Raw genomic sequence first — 17,290 nt, forward strand, 5'->3', positions numbered from 1 at the left:
CGCGGGGGCCTTGGGGACCGGGCGGTGGGCGGGGGCGCATGGGCACCCGGGGCCCCGTGGCGCGCCCGCCCCGCGGGCCCGGCGGCCGCAGCGCCAGCGCAGCGGCGGCCGCGAACTCGGTACAGCTCAGAAATCGCTCGGCCGGATTCTTGGCCAGGGCGCGCGCCATCACCTCGTCCAGCGCCGGCGGCAGCCCGGGCCGGATCCGGCTCAGCCGCGGCACCGGGGCGGTGAGATGCGCCTGGATGAGTTCGGCCGGATTGCTGCCCGGATACGGCCCGGATCCGGTGAGCAGCCAGAACAGCGTGCAGGCCAGCGAATACTGGTCACCGCGATGATCCAGTTTGGCACCGGTCAGCTGCTCGGGCGCCGCATAGGCCAGGGTCGCGGTGATGGTATCGGCCGCGGCAATGGTGGTTTCGGCGTCGCGGACCCCGGCGATACCGAAATCGGTGAGCAGTACCCGTTCCGGCTGCCCGATGGGCGGTTTCGCGAGCAGGATGTTGCCCGGTTTCACATCCCGGTGCAGCACACCGTTGGCGTGTGCGAAGTCCAGCGCGACCCCGGTATCGGCAATGATCTGCACCGCCCGCCGGGGGTCGAGGACGTGCAGGTCCACCAGCGAGGCATCGGACCCGGGCACATACTGCATCGAGATCCACAGCTGTTTTCCCTCGGCGCCGCGGTCGTAGACGGTGACGATATTGGGATGCTCGAGCCGGCCGGCGAGTTCGGATTCACGTTCGAAACGCAGCCGGATCTCCCTGTCGGAGTACAGATCCGGGTTGAGCAGTTTGAGGGCCACCAGCCGCGGCAGCCGCGGATGTCTGGCGAGGAAGACCATTCCCATTCCGCCGACACCCAGGCGCCGTCGGATGAGATAGCCCGCGAAGTCCTCACCAGGCTGGAGCATCGCCGAATTCCCCCTCGTCGGGTCGTGCACGATTCTACCGGTGTATCTTCCCGCACCGCCCCGGCGCAAGGCGAGGGCCCGGTGTCGGGGGCGGCCGATAGTCTGACGGTATGCGCATTGGAGCACACGTCCGGATGGACAGCGACCCGATCGGGTACGGCGAGCAACTCGGCGCCGATGTCGTACAACTGTTCGTGGTGGATCCGCAGAGCTGGGACAAACCCGCACCCCATCCCGCCACCGAACAGATCCTCGCCAGTCCGATCGATGTGGTGGTGCACTCCTCGTATCAGATCAATGTGGCCAGTACCAACAACCGGCTGCGGATGCCCTCCCGCAACGCGGTGGCCCTGCAGGCGCAGGCGGCCGCCGATATCGGCGCGTTCGGCCTGGTCGTCCACGGTGGTCACGTGCGCTCCGACGAGGAGATGGAGGCCGGGTTCGTGAACTGGCGCAAACTCTTCGAACGCCAGCAGGACAAAGGCGGTTTCGCGGTGCCGATCCTGATCGAGAACACCGCCGGTGGAAATCACGCCATGGCCCGGCATTTCGATACGATCGCCCGGCTGTGGGACGCGGTCGGCGAATACGGCGCCGGATTCTGCCTGGACACCTGCCACGCCTGGGCGGGCGGCGAGGACCTGGTGGGCGTGGTCGAACGTATCCGTGCGATCACCGGCCGGATCGATCTGGTGCATCTGAACTCCTCGCGCGACGCCTTCGATTCGGGCGCCGACCGGCACGCCAATTTCGCCTCCGGCACCATCGACCCCGAACTGCTCGCGGAGGTGTGCCGCACCGCGGACGCACCGGTGGTGTTGGAAACCCCCGCCGAAGGTATGGCCGAAGATCTCGCCTACCTCCGCGAACATATCGGGTAGCGGAACTCCGATCATCGCGGGCCGAGATCGAGACCGTAGACGGGGTCCGGACGGGACCGGCGCGGCGTGATCTGCGTCCTGCTGAGCAAACCCGGTCGCACCTGCCGGGTGCCCGATGAGCGACACTGTGACCTATGCATTACCGGCCACCGACCGTTGGGCCCGTCGAGACACCGTTCGATCCGGTGGCCCGTTCCGGCTCCTCCCGCACCCCGGCTCCCCGCCACGAAGGGGCGGCAAGGCCCGGCCGTCCGGGTGACCGGGCCGGAGTCGCCCGGTGAGGCGGCATCGCACCGCCCGCGGCCCACGGGGTCGCCGGCGTGACGAGCTGCGCGCTCCGGCCCATCGCCGGCCGACCGTTCATCCCAATCCCGCCGCACTCACGGATAAGCCGTGTGGCGGCGTGATGTGCGTCCGGCCGGGTCCCGGGCGACCCGAAGAGCAGTCCTGACCTGCGAATATTTCCCAGTCTCGGCCGCCTCGACCGGTGGGCCGTCCGATCACCGCACGCCCGGCAGACCTCCGAAGAGCACCTGGAACACCGTCGGGTGGTTCTGGTAGATCCGGGTGGACGGGACGAAAGGGTGCACCTCCGCGGTATCGGTGACCACGTAGTCGGCGTGGCTGCCCGGTACCCGGTCCAGCACGCCGTCGCAGCGTGGTCCGCCGGTCGCGTTCACTTTGGGCAGGTCCTCGGGGTACTTGTAGGCCTCGGCGCCGTACATGAAGCCGGCGTTGAAAGACGCGCCGGGAACCCGGCCGCCGACCAGGTCCTCGGCCAGGGGCATGGCCGTGGCCAACCCGCGGATCGTGCAGTCCAGCGCGGGTCGGTAGTAGTTCAGCAGTTCGGTGGTGGGCCGGAGCAGGTCCAGCGCGGTGCCCAGGTTCTGTTCGTTCTCGGCCAGGACCGCGCCGGTGGTGTCGGCCAGGCCGATCGTTTCCAGTAGCAGAGTGTCGAAGTTCTGTTCGTTGTCGGTGAGGGTGTGGCTGAGGATGGTGGCGTTGTCGACGGTACGCAGGAGATCGGGGGCGGTATCGGCGTAGAGGTTGGTCACCGCGGCGCCGGCCTGGAAGTCGTGCCGGAGCGCGGGCATGCTCGGGTTTATCTCGCGGAGGAGCCGGTCGGCATTCACCAGCAGATCGCCGAGTCGCTCACCACGCCCCTGCAGGGCGGTGCCGAGGGCGGTGAGAGTGGCGTTGAGTTTCGCCGGTTCGACCATTTCCAGGACCTCGGTGAGGCGTTCGAAAAGGGTGTTGAATTCGACGGTCACCGATTCACCACGCAATACCTGCCCGGGCCGGAGCCGGCCCGCGGGTTCGGCGGGTTCGACGAAGTTCACGTATTTGGCACCGAAAACTGTGGTGGAACGGATATCCACGAGCGCGTTGCCCGGGACGAGACCCATCAGATCGGGGTTCATATCGAGTTCGAGGCGGACCTCCCCGTTCTCGTTTTCGACCGTGCCCACCCGGCCCACCTCCGCGCCACGGAATTTCACCTTGGCGTCGGGATCCATCACGAGACCGCTGCGCGGGACCACCACGGCGACGTGCTTTTCCGGGGTGAAGCCGCCGAGGAAACTCGTCAGCGAGACCACCACGATGAGCACCAGCACCAGCACCATGGCCAGCGCCGCGAGCTTGTACTGCACGGCCTGCCAGATCTTGCGCCGTGTCGTCGTGTGCCGATCGGACCGGGTGTGTACGGGTACCACCACTCACCTGCCTTGCGATGTCCGGCACCCCGTTGTGCCGAACTGAACCGGATTTATGTCCAGACAGTTGTCCATGTTATGGGTGATTCGACCCGGCCGGTACGGTTTTCGCCGATTGCGTCCGGAATCCGCCGCGATACGGCATCTTCGCAGGTAGAAAGTGAAAAGGCCCGCTCACCACTGGGGTGAACGGGCCTCGATCATAAGCCGTTACGGCATCGGTTACAGCGTTTTCTCGATCGCCGCGACCAGCGTGTCCGCATCCGGTGCGGTGGTCGGCCGGAATCGGCCGGCCACAGTCCCGTCGCGGCTGATCAGAAACTTTTCGAAGTTCCACTGCACATCGCCGGCGGCGCCCTCGGCGTCAGGGGTATCGACGATCTCCTGGTACAGCGGATGCCGGTCCGCACCGTTCACATCGGCCTTCTCGAGCAGCGGGAAATCGACCCCGTAGGTGGTCGAGCAGAACTGTTCGATCTCCTCCGCGGTCCCCGGCTCCTGACCCATGAACTGGTTACACGGGAAGCCGACGACGCTGAAACCGCGATCCCCGTAAGTTTTCTGCAATTCGACCAGACCGCTGTACTGCGGGGTCAGACCACATTTCGACGCGACATTGACCAGCAGTACCGCCCGGTCACCCACCAGCTCGCCGAGCGTGGTCGCCGAACCGGACAGCGTGTTCACCGGAATATCTCGGACGTTCATTCGTAGCGCACCTGCCAACTCTTGATCCCGTTGATCCACCCCGAACGCAACCGTACCGGATCGGATACCGATTTCAGGTCGGGCATGGCATCGGCGATCGCGTTGAACATCAGGTCGATCTCCAGGCGGGCGAGGTTGGCACCGACGCAGTAGTGGGTGCCGGTACCACCGAATCCGACATGCGGGTTGGGGTCGCGCAGGATATCGAAAGCGAACGGCTTCTCGAAACCGGCCTCGTCGAAATTGGCCGAGCTGTAGAACAATCCGAGACGCTGCCCCTTCTTGATCTCCTGCCCGCCCAGCACATGATCCGCGGTGGCGGTGCGCTGGAACGCCGTCACCGGGGTGGCCCAGCGCACGATCTCGTCCGGCGCGGTGCGCGGGCGCTGCTCCCGGTAGAGCTGCCACTGTTCCGGATTGTCCACGAACGCCTTCATGCCGTGCGTGATGGCGTTGCGGGTGGTTTCGTTACCGGCGACCGCGAGCAGGATGACGAAGAAACCGAATTCGTCCGAGGCCAGGCCGTCGCCGTCGACATCGGCGTTGACCAGCTGCGTGACGATATCGTCGGCCGGACAACCCCGGCGCTGCTCGGCCATATTCCAGGCGTAGCCCAGGATCTCCGCGGACGCGACCGTCGGGTCACCGTATTCGGGATCGTCGTAGTTGAGCATCTGGTTCGACCAGTCGAAAACCTTGCGACGGTCTTCCTGCGGCACTCCGAGCAGCTCGGCGATCGCCTGCAGGGGCAGTTCACAGGCGACCTGGGTGACGAAATCACCGCCGCCGGTCTTCTTCGCCTCGTGCACGATCTTGTGCGCCCGCTCGGTGAGGGCGTCACGCAGGCCCTCCACAGCTCGCGGGGTGAAACCCTTGGCAACGATCCGGCGCACCTTGGAATGTTTGGGCGGATCCATGTTCACCAGCAGCGCACCGGTCAACGCCATCTGATCCGGGGTGATATCGCCCGGCAACCGGACGATCGAGCCCTTCTGCTGCGACGAGTACAACTCCGGGTTACGGGACAGCTCTTTGACGTCTTCGAGGGTGCTGACCACCCAGTACCCGCCGTCGTTGAAACCGCCCGAGGCTTCGTCGGTCTGCGCGTTCCACCACACCGGGGCGGTGCGCCGCAGCATCGCGAACTCCTCGACGGGGCTGCGCTGTTCCCACAGGCCGGGGTCGGTGAAATCGAAACCCGGAGGCAGTGCGGTTGTCATCAGGATTCCTTTCCGTCTTCCGGCAGCGGCCGCAGCGGCGCCTCCGGTTGCACCTCGACCAGGACCAGGTGGGCCCCGCGCGGGGTGCCGACAACCGCCGAGACCGCGCGCGCCAGATCACTCGCGCGCAGCATGTACGGATGCCGGGCCAGCCCCCACGACTGCCACGACTCCAGCAGCGGGCCCACGACCTCGGGCTTGGCGTTCATCCCCATCCCCGTCACCGTCGGACCCGGCCGTACCAGCGAAGCGCGGATACCGGTGCCCTCGAGTTCCATCCGCAGCTGCTGCACCATGGCCTCGACCCCCGCCTTGGCCGCGCTGTAGGCGCCGTTCCACGGTCGCGGATGCGGCGCGCAGTCGGAGCTGATCAGTACCACATCACCGCGGCGGCGTTCCAGCATGCCGGGCAGCACCGCATGCGCCATCCGATGTGCACCGATCAGATGGATCTGCACCTGATGCGCGAAGTCCGCGGGGTCCATGTCCTGGATGAGGCCGAATTCGATATCGCCGGCCCCGGAGACCAGGATCTCGGTGGGTCCGTTGGCCGCTTCGGCCGCAGTCACGAATTCGTCCACGGAGCCCTGGTCGGTGACATCGAGCCGGTGCGCGAACGCGGTCCCGCCGTCGGCACGGATCTTGCCGGCCAGATCTTCGAGGATCTCCACCCGGCGCGCGCCCAGCGCCACCGGATGGCCCTGTGCGGCCAGTTCCACCGCGGTGGCCGCGCCGATACCGGACGACGCGCCGGCCACGATGGCGGGCCGTTTCTCGGGATGGGGTTCGAACCGGGGCATTACCGCACCTCCACGGTGATCGGGAGCTTGGCGAAGCCCCGCACATTGCTCGAGTGCACTCGTTCGATACCGTCCTCACGCACCCGATAGGACTTGACGCGCGAAGCGAATTCGCGCAGGGCGACGGTGGCCTCCAGCCGGGCCAGATGGGCACCGAGGCAGAAGTGCACACCGGCGCCGAAGCTGGCGAGGTTGCCCTTTTCGGCGCGGTCGAGGTCGAAACTGTCGCCGTCGTCGAACACTTCCGCGTCACGGTTGGCCGAGCCGATCAGCAGCAGCACCTTGGCGCCGGCCGGGATCACCTTGCCGTGGTATTCGAGATCCTCGGTGGCGGTCCGCGCGACCATCTGGCTGGACGTGTCGTAACGCAGGGTCTCCTCGACCCAATCCGAGACGCGTTCCGGATCGTCGGCCACCTTGGCGTACTGCTCGGGGTTGCGGGCCGCCCAGTACAGGGCGTTACCGAGCAGTTTGGTGGTGGTCTCGTTACCGGCGACGACCATCAGGAACATGAAGCCGATGATTTCGTCGTCGGTGAGCGAATCGCCGTCGATTTCGGCGTCCAGCAGTGCGGAGGTGAGATCGTCGGTGGGGTTCTCCCGGCGTTCGGCGACCATGTTCGCGTAGTAGACGACGAGGTTCAGCGACGCCTCGATCGCCGAATCCGGGACATCGGTGACGCCGTCCTCGCGGTGCATGACCATATCGGCCATGCGGCGTATCTCGGCGCGGTCGGCGGCCGGTACGCCCATCATCTCGGAGATGACGTCCATCGGCAGCTTGCCCGCGAATTCGTCGATCCAGTCGAACTCGCCGCGTTCGAGGGCCGGTACCAGGTATTCGAGCGCGAGTTCGTGGATGCGCTCTTCCATATCGGCGACCCGTTTCGGGGTGAATCCCTTGAAAACCAGGCGCCGCATCCGCATATGCCGGGGATCGTCCATGGCCAGGAACGACATCGTGCGATGGGCGTCGGGGCCCCATGCGGCGGGGTCGAGGGAGACGCCGTTGGCATTGGAGAGCTGCGTGGCGTTGCGGAAACCGTTCGTCACATCGGCGTGCCGGGACAGCGCGTAGAAATCGAGTTCGGCGTTGTAATAGAGCGGTGCCTCCGCGCGCAGCCGGGCGTAGGTCGGGTACGGATCCTCGTGGAACGCGTAGTCGTACGGGTCGAACTTGACTTCATCTTCCGCCCGGAGGCGGTCGATTCCCGGGCTCACACCCGAGGTTTCCTGTTTCATCGACGGTTGCCTCCTCGCATCAGCTGCGGGGCGGTCTCACACCATCTCCGCAGGCAAGCACCGCCAGCCCGGCGGCTTCTATGTTCTTCGCGGCGTTCACGTCCCGATCGTGAACCGCGCCGCAGGGGCACGCCCATTCTCGGACGTGCAGCGGCATAGCGTCGTTGATACGACCGCATACCGAACAAGTCTTCGACGACGGATAGAACCGATCGATCGCCACTACAGTGCGCCCATACCACTGCGCCTTGTACTCGAGCATGCCCCGGAACTGCGCCCACGATGCGTCCGAGATCGCCCGCGCAAGCGAGCGATTGCGAACCATGTTCCGCACGCCCAGATCCTCGATGGCGATCACTTGGTTCTCGCGCACCAATCGAGTCGAGAGCTTGTGCAGATGATCGCGGCGACGATCCCCGATCCGCGCATAAATCCGTGCCACTCGTTGTCGGGCCTTGGCCCGATTTTTCGAACCCTTCTGTCTCTTCGATAACGCCCGCTGCGCTTTCGCCAGGCTGGCGCGGTCGTTCTTCTCGTGCCGGGGATTGCAGATCTTCTCGCCGGTCGAGAGTGTGTACAGACTGGCGATCCCGGCATCGACGCCGAGCGTCGACCTCACCGGGGCATGCTCGGTGATTGTCTCCTCTACCAGAATGGAAATGTGGTAGCGGCCCGCAGCGTCTTTCGACACGGTGACCTGCGACGGCTGCGCACCCTCCGGTAGCGGTCGCGACCAGCGAATATCCAACGGCTCCGCATGTTTCGCAAGCTTTATCTGCCCGTTGCGGTAGGTGAAGCAGTTCGAAAAATAGGTTGCCGAATCCTTCGACCTGCCCTTTTTCTTGAACTTCGGATACGCCGTCTGTTTGCGCCAGAACTTGTCGAAGGCGCCTTGCAGGTTCCGTAGTGTGGCCTGCAACGGCCCCTTGGACGGTTCGGTGAGCCAGTCGGTGTCGGGGTCGCCTTTCCAGGCCGTGAGCATCTTGTCGGATTCCGCGTAATTGATCCGACGATGTTCCTGAATCCAGGCACGAGACCGCTCCGCCAGCGCCCTGTTGTAGACGTAGCGGACACAGCCGAAAGTGCGCGCGAGCTGGCCCTGCTGCTCGCGCGTGGGATAGAAGCGGTACCTGTACGCCCGCTTCACTACCCGCCCGGCCATAAATGACATAGTAGCAATACAGTTTGTCACCCCACAGAGTCGCCGATTCGACGGAACCGGACCGGACTAGCGCGCGACGATTCCCGACGACCGACTCCAACGATGCGGCGGTCACCAGATCCACCTGTCTTTCGATAACGAGTTCTCGCCGGACGGGGCGGTGCACCCACCAAGGAGAGACACATAGCTGGACATGTGTCTGGACGGTACCAGCGGCACGCCGCCGCGACAATGATCGTACGAGAATCAACCGGTCGAACGGGTCGATACGCAGCGGTCGGCACGGCACTGCGCCCTAGGTCCCCGAAGCCGGGGAGGATCGGGCACGATCGATACAGGACCGCGTGGATAGAACCGGTTCTTGCACTCGCAGAAGAGTCCGGACTATATTCCATACACCTGTCCAGACAGTATTGGGGTCTTTCATGAACAGTCTTCTGCCCGGCGACAGCTCCCGACTGCTGATCGGCGGTAGCCTCGTCGCCGGCGGCAACGGCGTGTTCGACAATGTGAACCCGGCGACCGAAGAGGTCATCGGCACCGCGGCCGACGCGGACGCGGCCGATATGAACGCCGCCGTCGCCGCCGCCCGCACCGCCTTCGACGAGACCGGCTGGTCCCGCGACCACGCCTTCCGGGTGCGCTGCCTGGAACAGCTGCAGGCGGGACTGAAAGCGCACGCGGAAGAACTACGTGAGATCACCGTCGCCGAAGTGGGCGCGCCGATCATGTTCACCAGCGGTCCCCAGCTCGAGGGCCCGATCGAAGATTTGAGCTTCCCCACCCAGCTCGCCGCGAACTACGAATGGGAAACCGAACTCGGTGTCGCGGCGCCGATGGGCATCAGCACCCACCGCGTGATCCGGCGCGAAGCGGTCGGCGTGGTCGGGGCGATCACGCCGTGGAACTTCCCGCATCAGATCAACTTCGCGAAACTCGGCCCGGCCCTGGCGGCGGGCAACACCATCGTTCTCAAACCGGCCCCCGACACCCCCTGGTGCGCGGCGGCGCTCGGTTCGATCATCACCGAGGAAACCGATATTCCGCCCGGCGTGGTCAATATCGTCACCTCGTCCGATCACGCCCTGGGCGCCCAGCTCTCCGGCGATCCCCGGGTCGACCTGATCAGTTTCACCGGATCCACCGGCACCGGGCGCGCCGTCATGGCCTCGGCCGCGGCGAATCTGAAGAAAACCTTCCTCGAACTGGGCGGGAAATCGGCGTTCATCGTGCTCGACGACGCCGACCTGGCCACCGCCGTGAGCTACGCGGGCTTCTCGCTGTGTGTCCACGCCGGCCAGGGCTGCGCCCTCACCACCCGGCTGCTCGTGCCCCGCGCCCGGTACGACGAGGCGGTGGATGCGGTAGCGGCCACCATGAGCGGAATCCGTCCCGGCGATCCCACGTCACCGGGCACGGTCTGTGGTCCGGTGATCTCCGACCGGCAGCGTTCGCGCGTACTCGGTTATATTGACAGCGCCCGCGCCGACGGTGGCCGGATCGTCACCGGTGGCGGACGCCCGGCCGAACACGAGCGCGGTTTCTTCGTCGAACCCACCGTGATCGCCGACCTCGACAACAGCGCGAAGGCCGCCCAGGAGGAGATCTTCGGTCCCGTCCTGGTGGTGCTGCCCTACGACGGCGACGACGAGGCCGTCCGGATCGCCAACGATTCCCCCTACGGCCTGTCGGGCGCCGTCTGGGGCAAGGACCCGGAGCGGATCCGGCGGGTCACCGACGGGGTGCGCACCGGAACCCTCGGCGTCAACGGCGGGATGTGGTACAGCGCGGATGCCCCGTTCGGTGGCTACAAACAGTCCGGTATCGGCCGCGAGATGGGGGTCGCCGGATTCGAGGAGTACCTCGAGACCAAGCTCGTCGCGACCGCACAGTAGCCGCGGTACACCGCCCGCACAGCAATCCGAAACTTCTTTTCCCACCAGGCTTTCCACAGCAGCGAGGAGCTCGATCCCATGGCTCGTTTCACCGGCCGGACCGCCATCGTCACCGGCGCCGCACGCGGTATCGGCGAGGTCTACGCGCAGGCGCTGGCCGCCGAGGGCGCATCCGTCGTCGTCGCGGACCTGAACGCCGAGGGGGGTACCGCCGTCGCCGAGAAGATCGTGGCCGACGGCGGCACCGCGTCGTTCCATCCGGTCGACGTCTCCGATCCGGAATCGGCCAAGACGCTGGCCGATTTCACCGTCGAGAAGTACGGCAAGATCGACCATCTGGTCAACAACGCCGCCATCTACGGCGGGATGAAACTGGATCTGCTGCTCACTGTGCCGTGGGACTACTACAAGAAGTTCATGTCGGTGAACCTGGACGGCGCGCTGGTGATGACCCGCGCGGTATGGGAGAACATGGCCGCGAACGGGGGCGGCTCGATCGTCAATCAATCGTCCACGGCGGCCTGGGTGTACAGCGGTTTCTACGGTCTCGCCAAGGTCGGTATCAACGGCCTCACCCAGCAGTTGGCCACCGAACTCGGCGGCTCGAATATCCGGATCAACGCGATCGCCCCCGGTCCCACCGATACCGAGGCCACCAAGACCACCACCCCCGAGAGCATGGTCAAGGATATGGTGAACCGGCTGCCACTCAAGCGGATGGGCACCCCGGAGGATATGGCCGGCGCACTGCTGTACCTGCTGTCCGACGACGCGAAATGGGTCACCGGGCAGATCTTCTGCGTCGACGGCGGTCAGGTGATCCGCTGATGAGCGGGGGCGGGGACGCCGGAACCCGGGTCGGCTTCATCGGCCTGGGCGATATGGGCGCGCCGATGGCGAAGAAGCTGCTGGATTGGTCCGGTGGGCTCACCGTCTGCGATACCCGGCCCGAGGCCGTACATCCTTTCACCGATGCGGGCGCCGAGGCTGCCGGCAGCCCGGCCGAACTCGCCGCGAAATGCGGTGTCGTCTGTATCGCGGTCGTGAACGACCAGCAGGTCCGCACCGTACTGACCGGTGAGAACGGCGTGCTGAGCACCGCAACGCCGGGGACCGTGGTGGCCGTGCACTCCACCATCGGTGACGAATCGGCCGTCGAATTCGCCCGGCTGTGCGCCGAACACGGCGTGGACCTGGTCGACGCACCGATCAGCGGTGGCGCCGCGGGCGCGAACAGCGGACGGCTCGCGGTGATGGTCGGCGGCAGCGAGAACGCCGTCGCCGCGGTGCGGGAACCCTTCGGTCGCTTCGCCGATCTGGTCGTGCACGCCGGCGAGGTCGGGGCCGGCACCCGCATGAAACTGGCCCGCAACCTGCTGCATTTCATCTCGTTCACCGCCGCGACCGAGGCACAGCGGCTGGCCGAGGCCGCCGGACTCGATATCACCGCACTCGGCAAGGTGGTCCGCCACTCCGACGCCGTGACCGGCGGCGCGGGTTCGATCATGCTGCGCGATACCACCGCGCCCATCGAAGAGGGCGATTTCTGGCTGCCGATCCTCACCCACGTGCGAGAACTCGGGGAGAAGGACCTGTCCCTGGCGCTGGAACTCGGCGGCCGGACCGATACCGAACTACCGCTGGCCGAACTCGCGCTGAGGCGGTTGGGCGACGGACTCGGAGTCGGGCAGGGCGCGATATCCGCCGAGCGCCAGGATGGTGTCTCCGCTCAGCGGGACGATGACAGTACCGGGCAGCGGCGCCATGGCAGCATCTCCGGACACGGTGTCACGACTGCCGCCGAGCAGCACGACGTGACCGCCGCGGGGTCACCGGACGCTGTGGCGCAGAACGACAGTAAGGAATCCGAATAATGGCCGAGGCCACCACCATCCGACCGCTGTCCGCCGCCGAGATCACCGAATGGGACCGCACCACCGATGTGGTGGTCGCCGGCTACGGGATCGCCGGGGTCTGCGCTTCGATCGAGGCCGCCCGGGCCGGGGCGCAGGTGCTCATCCTGGAACGCACCAGCGGCTGGGGCGGGGCGGCGGCGCTGGCCGGCGGGTTCATCTACCTCGGCGGCGGCACACCGCTGCAGCGCGCGCTGGGCTTCGAGGACAGTCCCGAGAACATGGAGAAATTCATGGTCGCCGCCCTCGGACCGGGGGTGGACCGGGAAAAAATCGCCGACTACTGTCGCGGCAGCGTCGAACACTACGAATGGCTGGTCGCCAACGGCGTTCCTTTCAAAGAGGAGTTCTGGGGCGAACCCGGCTGGGAACCGCCGCACGACGAAGGCCTGATGTATTCCGGCGGCGAGAACGCCGCCCCGTTCAACACCGTCGCCGACCCGGCGCCACGCGGACACGTTCCGCAGATGACGAACAAGCGGACAGGTTCCAAGGGCGGCGGCTACATGCTGATGAAACCGCTCGCCGAAACCGCCGAAAAGCTCGGAGTGGCAGCCGAATACGACACCCGGATCCAGCGGCTGATCGTGGACGGCGACCGGGTCGTCGGGGTGGTCGCCAAACAGTACGGCAAGGAGCTGACGATCCGGGCCGAACGCGGGGTCGTGCTGGCCACGGGAAGTTTCGCCTATCACGAGCAGATGATCGAAGGTTTCGCCCCGCGGCTCATCGGCCGTCCGGGCGCCGCCATCGAGGAACACGACGGTATCGCCATCCGGCTGGCCCAGACCCTGGGCGCCGATCTGGCGCATATGGATGCCACCGAGGTCGCGTTCTTCGGTGACCCGCAGATGATGGCGCGCGGCATCCTGGTCAACGGCCGCGGGCAGCGGTACGTCCCGGAGGACACCTATCCGGGCCGGATCGGGCAGATGACGCTGTTCCATCAGGAGAACCAGGCGTATCTGATCATCGGCGAGGCCGCCTACGAGGAGTCGCTCACCACCGAGACCTCCACGCCGTTCTTCCGGCAGCCGCCCACCTGGGCGGCGGAGACGGTTGCCGAACTCGAATCCGATATCGGCCTGCCCGAACTCGCGCTGCAGACCACCGTCGAGCTCTACAACAAGCATGCGGCGAACGGCCAGGACCCGCTGCTCGGGAAGAAACCGGAGTGGACCAAACCGCTCGAGGGACCGTTCGCGGCCTTCGATATGCGCAGCTTCACTGCGGGATTCACCCTGGGCGGGCTGCGCACCGACCTGGAATCGCGGGTCCTGCATGTCGACGGACGGCCGATCGCCGGACTGTTCGCCGCAGGTCGCTGCACCTCCGGTGTCTGTGCGGGCGGCTACGCCAGCGGAACATCCCTGGGCGACGGCAGCTTCTACGGCCGCCGGGCCGGGATTGCGGCCGCGAAAGCGTGAAACGGTACATTCAGACACATGTCCGAAGGTGAACCTCTCGTCGTCGAAGCGACCCGTCGCCGCCTGTCCGCGAAACAGGCCGATACGGTCGACAAACTGACGAAAGCAGCGGTGGAGGTGCTGACACGCGAGGGTTTCGCGGGAATGACCATTCGTATGGTCGCCGCCGCGGCCGGTGTGGGGACCGCCACCGCGTACACCTATTTCTCGTCGAAGGAACACCTCGTTGCCGAGATTTTCTGGCGCCGGCTCGTAGCGGCGGCGTCCCCCGTCAGCGAGGATCCCGACCCGACGGTGCGCGTGGTGGCCGAACTGCGCGCCATCGCCCTCCTCGTCGCCGACGACCAAGAGGTCTCCGGGGCGGTCACCAGCGCGCTGCTGGGCCGCGACCCCGATGTGGCCCATCTGCGGAGCCGGATCGGCCTGGAGATCCGCGCCCGGATCGAACGTGCCCTGGGGCCGGGCGCCGACCCGGATGTGGTGGTCTCGCTCGAGCTCATCTACCAGGGCGCGCTGGTGCGGGCGGGCATGGGTTACGCCTCCTACGCCGATATCGCCGATCTCATCGAGAAATCGGCCCTGTTGATCCTGCGCTGAGCAGCGAGAGAAAGTTCCGGAATCCCCTCATGGACCGACCCAGACAACTCGATTCGTCCCTGGTTCCCACATTCATCAAGTACATGTCCAAGGTCAACACCTGGACGTACAAACGCACCGGCGGCCGCATCGGCGGGACCTGGCGCGTCGGGGCGGGGTTCCGTAAACCCGTACCGACGCTGCTGCTCGACCATACGGGCCGCAAATCCGGTAAGCAGTTCACGATCCCGCTGCTGTATCTGCGCGACGGCGCGAATATCGTCATCGTCGCCTCACAGGGCGGCCTGCCGAAGAACCCGCAGTGGTACTACAACCTGGTGGCGCGGCCGGACACCACGGTCCAGATCGGCAAGGACCGGACCCCGGTCCGCGCCCGCCTCGCCGACGACACCGAACGCGACCGCCTGTGGCCGAAACTGCTCGAACTGTACGAGGATTTCGCCGACTACCAGTCCTGGACGGACCGCAAGATCCCCATCTTCATCCTGGAACCCCGCAACTGAAGCCGTAACAGGCCAACTCGCCCGGGCAACCGACCATGAGCCCGGTCCGGAACTGCCGTGCACGAAATCGGTCCAGTGGTCCGCGGGCCTGACGACCGCCGCCCGGCGGACCACCCCGGCCACGTGCCTCGGCACCGCCCGTGACAGCGCTGCCCTGGCCCACCGGCCGACGCCGACTACGCCACGGGTCCAGCGGCTGTCGAGCTGTGAACCGACGACGCCGGCTCCCCGAGCGGCATCGTGCCGCAGCGCCGGCCGGGATCGTGGTTTGCGCGGCAGCCGGGTACGCCGCGGGCGAGCTCACTCCGCACCCGCGGCGACGGTCACCGTTCCGGCGCGGCGTTGCTAAGGGGCCGCTGGGACATTGGCGCGTTCGGCGCCGAGGGTGGTATCCGGGCCGTGGCCGGTATGCACGACGGTGTCGTCCGGGAGCGCGAACAGCACGTTGTTGATCGACGACAGGATGGTCGGGTAGTCCGAATACGACCGCCCGGTCGCGCCCGGACCGCCCTCGAACAGCGTGTCACCGCTGAAAATCACGCCGGCGTCCGGCAGGTGCAGGCAGCACGACCCCGGGGAATGGCCCGGTGTGTGCAGCACTCGCAGGCCGGCGCCGGCGATCTCGAAGACCTCGCCGTCAGCGAGCGCGCGGTATTCGACCCCGGGATGGGTCTGCTGCCACAGCACATCGTCGGCGGGATGCAGATGGATCGGCGCGCCGGTGGCCGCGGAGAGGGTGGGCGCCACCGTCACGTGATCGTTATGCGCATGGGTACAGACGACGGCAGTCACCCGGCGACCCGCCACGGCATCCAGGATCGGCTGGGCGTCGTGCGCCGCGTCGATGATCAGCACCTCGCTGTCGTCACCGACCAGCCAGATATTGTTCGCCACATCCCAGCACCCGCCGTCCAGGCAGAACTGCCCTTCGGTGACGATCCGCTCCACCCGCGCTGTCACAGGACCACCACCGATCGCAGCACCGCACCGCCGTGCATCGTGGTGAAGGCCTGGTCGACGGCGTCCAGGCCGATCCGCTCGGTGACGAACTTGTCCAGCGGCAGCCGGCCCTGCCGGTACAGGTCGATCAGCATCGGGAAATCGCGTTCGGGCAGACAGTCGCCGTACCAGGACGATTTCAGCGATCCGCCCCGGCTGAAGAAATCGATCAGCGGCATCTCGAGTTTCATATCGGGTGTCGGGACACCGACCAGCACGACGGTGCCTGCGAGATCGCGGGCGTAGAAGGCCTGCTTCCAGGTCTCGGGCCGGCCGACGGCGTCGATCACCACATCGGCCCCGAAGCCGCCGGTGAGCTCCTGGATCGCCTCGACCGCGTCCGTGGTGGACGCGTCGACGGTATGCGTGGCGCCGAGTTCGCGGGCCCAGTCGAACTTCCGGGCGTCGGTGTCCACGGCGATGATGGTGCCCGCGCCCGCCAGCCGGGCACCGGCGATCGCGGCGTCACCCACCCCGCCGCAACCGAGCACCGCGACCGAATCGCCCCGGCCGACATTGCCGGTGTTCACGGCGGCACCCAGTCCGGCCATCACACCGCAGCCCAGCAGTCCCGCGACCGCCGGATCGGTATCCGGATCCACCTTGGTGCACTGGCCCTCGTGTACCAGCGTCTTATCGGCGAACGCGCCGATTCCGAGCGCAGGGGTGAGCTCGGTCCCGTCCTCGAGCGTCATCGGCACACTCGCGTTGAAGGTGTCGAAGCAGTACCAGGGACGCCCGCGCTTACAGGCCCGGCACTGCCCGCAGACCGCGCGCCAGTTCAGGATCACGAAATCGCCCGGCTCGACATGGGTTACCGCGGATCCGACGGTTTCCACCACACCGGCGGCCTCGTGGCCGAGCAGGAACGGGAATTCGTCGTTGATCCCACCTTCGCGATAGGTCAGATCGGTATGGCATACGCCGCAGGCCTGGATTTTCACCACCACGTCCCGCGGCCCGGGATCGGGCAGAACGATCGGGACGAGTTCGACCGGGGCGCCGGGACTGCGGGCGATAACACCTCGAACCTGCTGGGGCACTGCGTCTCCTCTCGGGGCGGTCATGCGGTGATGCACGATGCCGCATACGTTATCCGCCCGACGGCGCCGCCGTTTTCGGGTTGCGGCCCGGCTGCGATTTCGCCGCAGCGGCATCGGTTCAGATACCGGCGGAATGCCGTGGGAAACGGTGCGGCACCGGCGAGTTGCGCGGGACGTACGACCAATCCGGCGGTGAGCTGGGAGAAGACGAACAGGGCACGAGGCGCCCCCGGGGCCAGCGATCCGGGAAACAGCTGCACCGCGCAGACACCT

At 66.6% G+C, this 17,290-nt stretch carries 17 protein-coding genes; 7 read left to right on the plus strand and 10 right to left on the minus strand.

The annotated features are described in order from the left end of the window. Positions 1-913: serine/threonine-protein kinase (locus QH195_RS29450; protein WP_280437787.1), on the minus strand; the 913-nt coding region annotated here is incomplete at its 3' end. 110 nt (positions 914-1,023) lie between these two features. Here QH195_RS29450 and QH195_RS29455 point away from each other — a divergent pair. Beyond that, complete coding sequence (locus QH195_RS29455; RefSeq protein WP_280419893.1) at positions 1,024-1,794, plus strand: deoxyribonuclease IV; 771 nt, start codon at positions 1,024-1,026, stop codon at positions 1,792-1,794. Between the two features lie 500 nt (positions 1,795-2,294). Here the strand turns inward: QH195_RS29455 and QH195_RS29460 are convergent, their stop codons facing one another. The 6 genes from QH195_RS29460 to QH195_RS29485 all read right to left on the minus strand — a co-directional run bounded on the left by QH195_RS29460 (position 2,295) and on the right by QH195_RS29485 (position 8,640). Then, entirely contained in the window at positions 2,295-3,419 is a 1,125-nt protein-coding gene (locus QH195_RS29460) for an MCE family protein (protein ID WP_280437794.1), read from the minus strand. 312 nt (positions 3,420-3,731) lie between these two features. After that, positions 3,732-4,217 (minus strand): glutathione peroxidase, encoded by a 486-nt coding sequence (locus tag QH195_RS29465; RefSeq protein ID WP_280419892.1) that lies wholly within the window; start codon positions 4,215-4,217, stop codon positions 3,732-3,734. Further along, the gene (locus QH195_RS29470) at positions 4,214-5,437 is read right to left on the minus strand and encodes a cytochrome P450 (RefSeq protein ID WP_432278505.1); all 1,224 of its coding nucleotides are present in this window, start codon (positions 5,435-5,437) and stop codon (positions 4,214-4,216) included. The genes QH195_RS29465 and QH195_RS29470 overlap by 4 nt, the downstream gene beginning before the upstream one ends. Then, positions 5,437-6,237, minus strand: a complete 801-nt coding sequence (locus QH195_RS29475) for an SDR family oxidoreductase (protein ID WP_280419891.1) — start codon at positions 6,235-6,237, stop codon at positions 5,437-5,439. The genes QH195_RS29470 and QH195_RS29475 overlap by 1 nt, the downstream gene beginning before the upstream one ends. Beyond that, positions 6,237-7,478 carry a cytochrome P450 gene (locus QH195_RS29480; protein ID WP_280437788.1) on the minus strand — a complete coding sequence of 414 codons (1,242 nt, stop codon included), beginning with the start codon at positions 7,476-7,478 and terminating at the stop codon, positions 6,237-6,239. Before QH195_RS29480 ends, QH195_RS29475 begins: the two co-directional genes overlap by 1 nt. A 19-nt stretch (positions 7,479-7,497) precedes the next feature. Continuing rightward, positions 7,498-8,640 (minus strand): RNA-guided endonuclease InsQ/TnpB family protein, encoded by a 1,143-nt coding sequence (locus QH195_RS29485; RefSeq protein ID WP_280419889.1) that lies wholly within the window; start codon positions 8,638-8,640, stop codon positions 7,498-7,500. Positions 8,641-9,065: 425 nt separating this feature from the next. On the opposite strand from QH195_RS29485, the gene QH195_RS29490 reads away from it, so the two are divergent. The 6 genes from QH195_RS29490 (at position 9,066) to QH195_RS29515 (ending at position 14,975) form a co-directional block, all read left to right on the plus strand. Beyond that, complete coding sequence (locus QH195_RS29490) at positions 9,066-10,535, plus strand: aldehyde dehydrogenase (protein ID WP_280419888.1); 1,470 nt, start codon at positions 9,066-9,068, stop codon at positions 10,533-10,535. A 78-nt stretch (positions 10,536-10,613) separates the two neighbouring features. Beyond that, positions 10,614-11,363 carry an SDR family oxidoreductase gene (locus QH195_RS29495; RefSeq protein ID WP_280419887.1) on the plus strand — a complete coding sequence of 250 codons (750 nt, stop codon included), beginning with the start codon at positions 10,614-10,616 and terminating at the stop codon, positions 11,361-11,363. Then, positions 11,363-12,409 (plus strand): NAD(P)-dependent oxidoreductase, encoded by a 1,047-nt coding sequence (locus tag QH195_RS29500; protein ID WP_348536888.1) that lies wholly within the window; start codon positions 11,363-11,365, stop codon positions 12,407-12,409. Before QH195_RS29495 ends, QH195_RS29500 begins: the two co-directional genes overlap by 1 nt. Beyond that, positions 12,409-13,875 (plus strand): FAD-dependent oxidoreductase, encoded by a 1,467-nt coding sequence (locus QH195_RS29505; RefSeq protein ID WP_280437789.1) that lies wholly within the window; start codon positions 12,409-12,411, stop codon positions 13,873-13,875. Before QH195_RS29500 ends, QH195_RS29505 begins: the two co-directional genes overlap by 1 nt. 18 nt (positions 13,876-13,893) lie before the next feature. Continuing rightward, positions 13,894-14,472 carry a TetR/AcrR family transcriptional regulator gene (locus QH195_RS29510; protein ID WP_280419884.1) on the plus strand — a complete coding sequence of 193 codons (579 nt, stop codon included), beginning with the start codon at positions 13,894-13,896 and terminating at the stop codon, positions 14,470-14,472. A 29-nt stretch (positions 14,473-14,501) separates the two neighbouring features. Further along, positions 14,502-14,975, plus strand: coding sequence for a nitroreductase family deazaflavin-dependent oxidoreductase (locus tag QH195_RS29515; protein ID WP_280437790.1), 474 nt, complete (start codon positions 14,502-14,504; stop codon positions 14,973-14,975). 345 nt (positions 14,976-15,320) lie between these two features. Here the strand turns inward: QH195_RS29515 and QH195_RS29520 are convergent, their stop codons facing one another. From QH195_RS29520 to QH195_RS29530, 3 genes are all read right to left on the minus strand, one after another. Then, positions 15,321-15,935 carry an MBL fold metallo-hydrolase gene (locus tag QH195_RS29520; RefSeq protein WP_280437791.1) on the minus strand — a complete coding sequence of 205 codons (615 nt, stop codon included), beginning with the start codon at positions 15,933-15,935 and terminating at the stop codon, positions 15,321-15,323. After that, positions 15,932-17,017: an S-(hydroxymethyl)mycothiol dehydrogenase gene (locus QH195_RS29525; RefSeq protein WP_280437792.1), complete on the minus strand. Its 1,086-nt coding sequence runs from the start codon at positions 17,015-17,017 to the stop codon at positions 15,932-15,934. The genes QH195_RS29520 and QH195_RS29525 overlap by 4 nt, the downstream gene beginning before the upstream one ends. A 20-nt stretch (positions 17,018-17,037) precedes the next feature. Then, positions 17,038-17,290, minus strand: a 253-nt coding sequence (locus QH195_RS29530) for a hypothetical protein (protein ID WP_280437793.1), incomplete at its 5' end; no start/stop codon positions are given.

Source organism: Nocardia carnea (assembly GCF_029868855.1).
In the GTDB taxonomy this organism is placed as follows: Bacteria; Actinomycetota; Actinomycetes; order Mycobacteriales; family Mycobacteriaceae; genus Nocardia; species Nocardia carnea_A.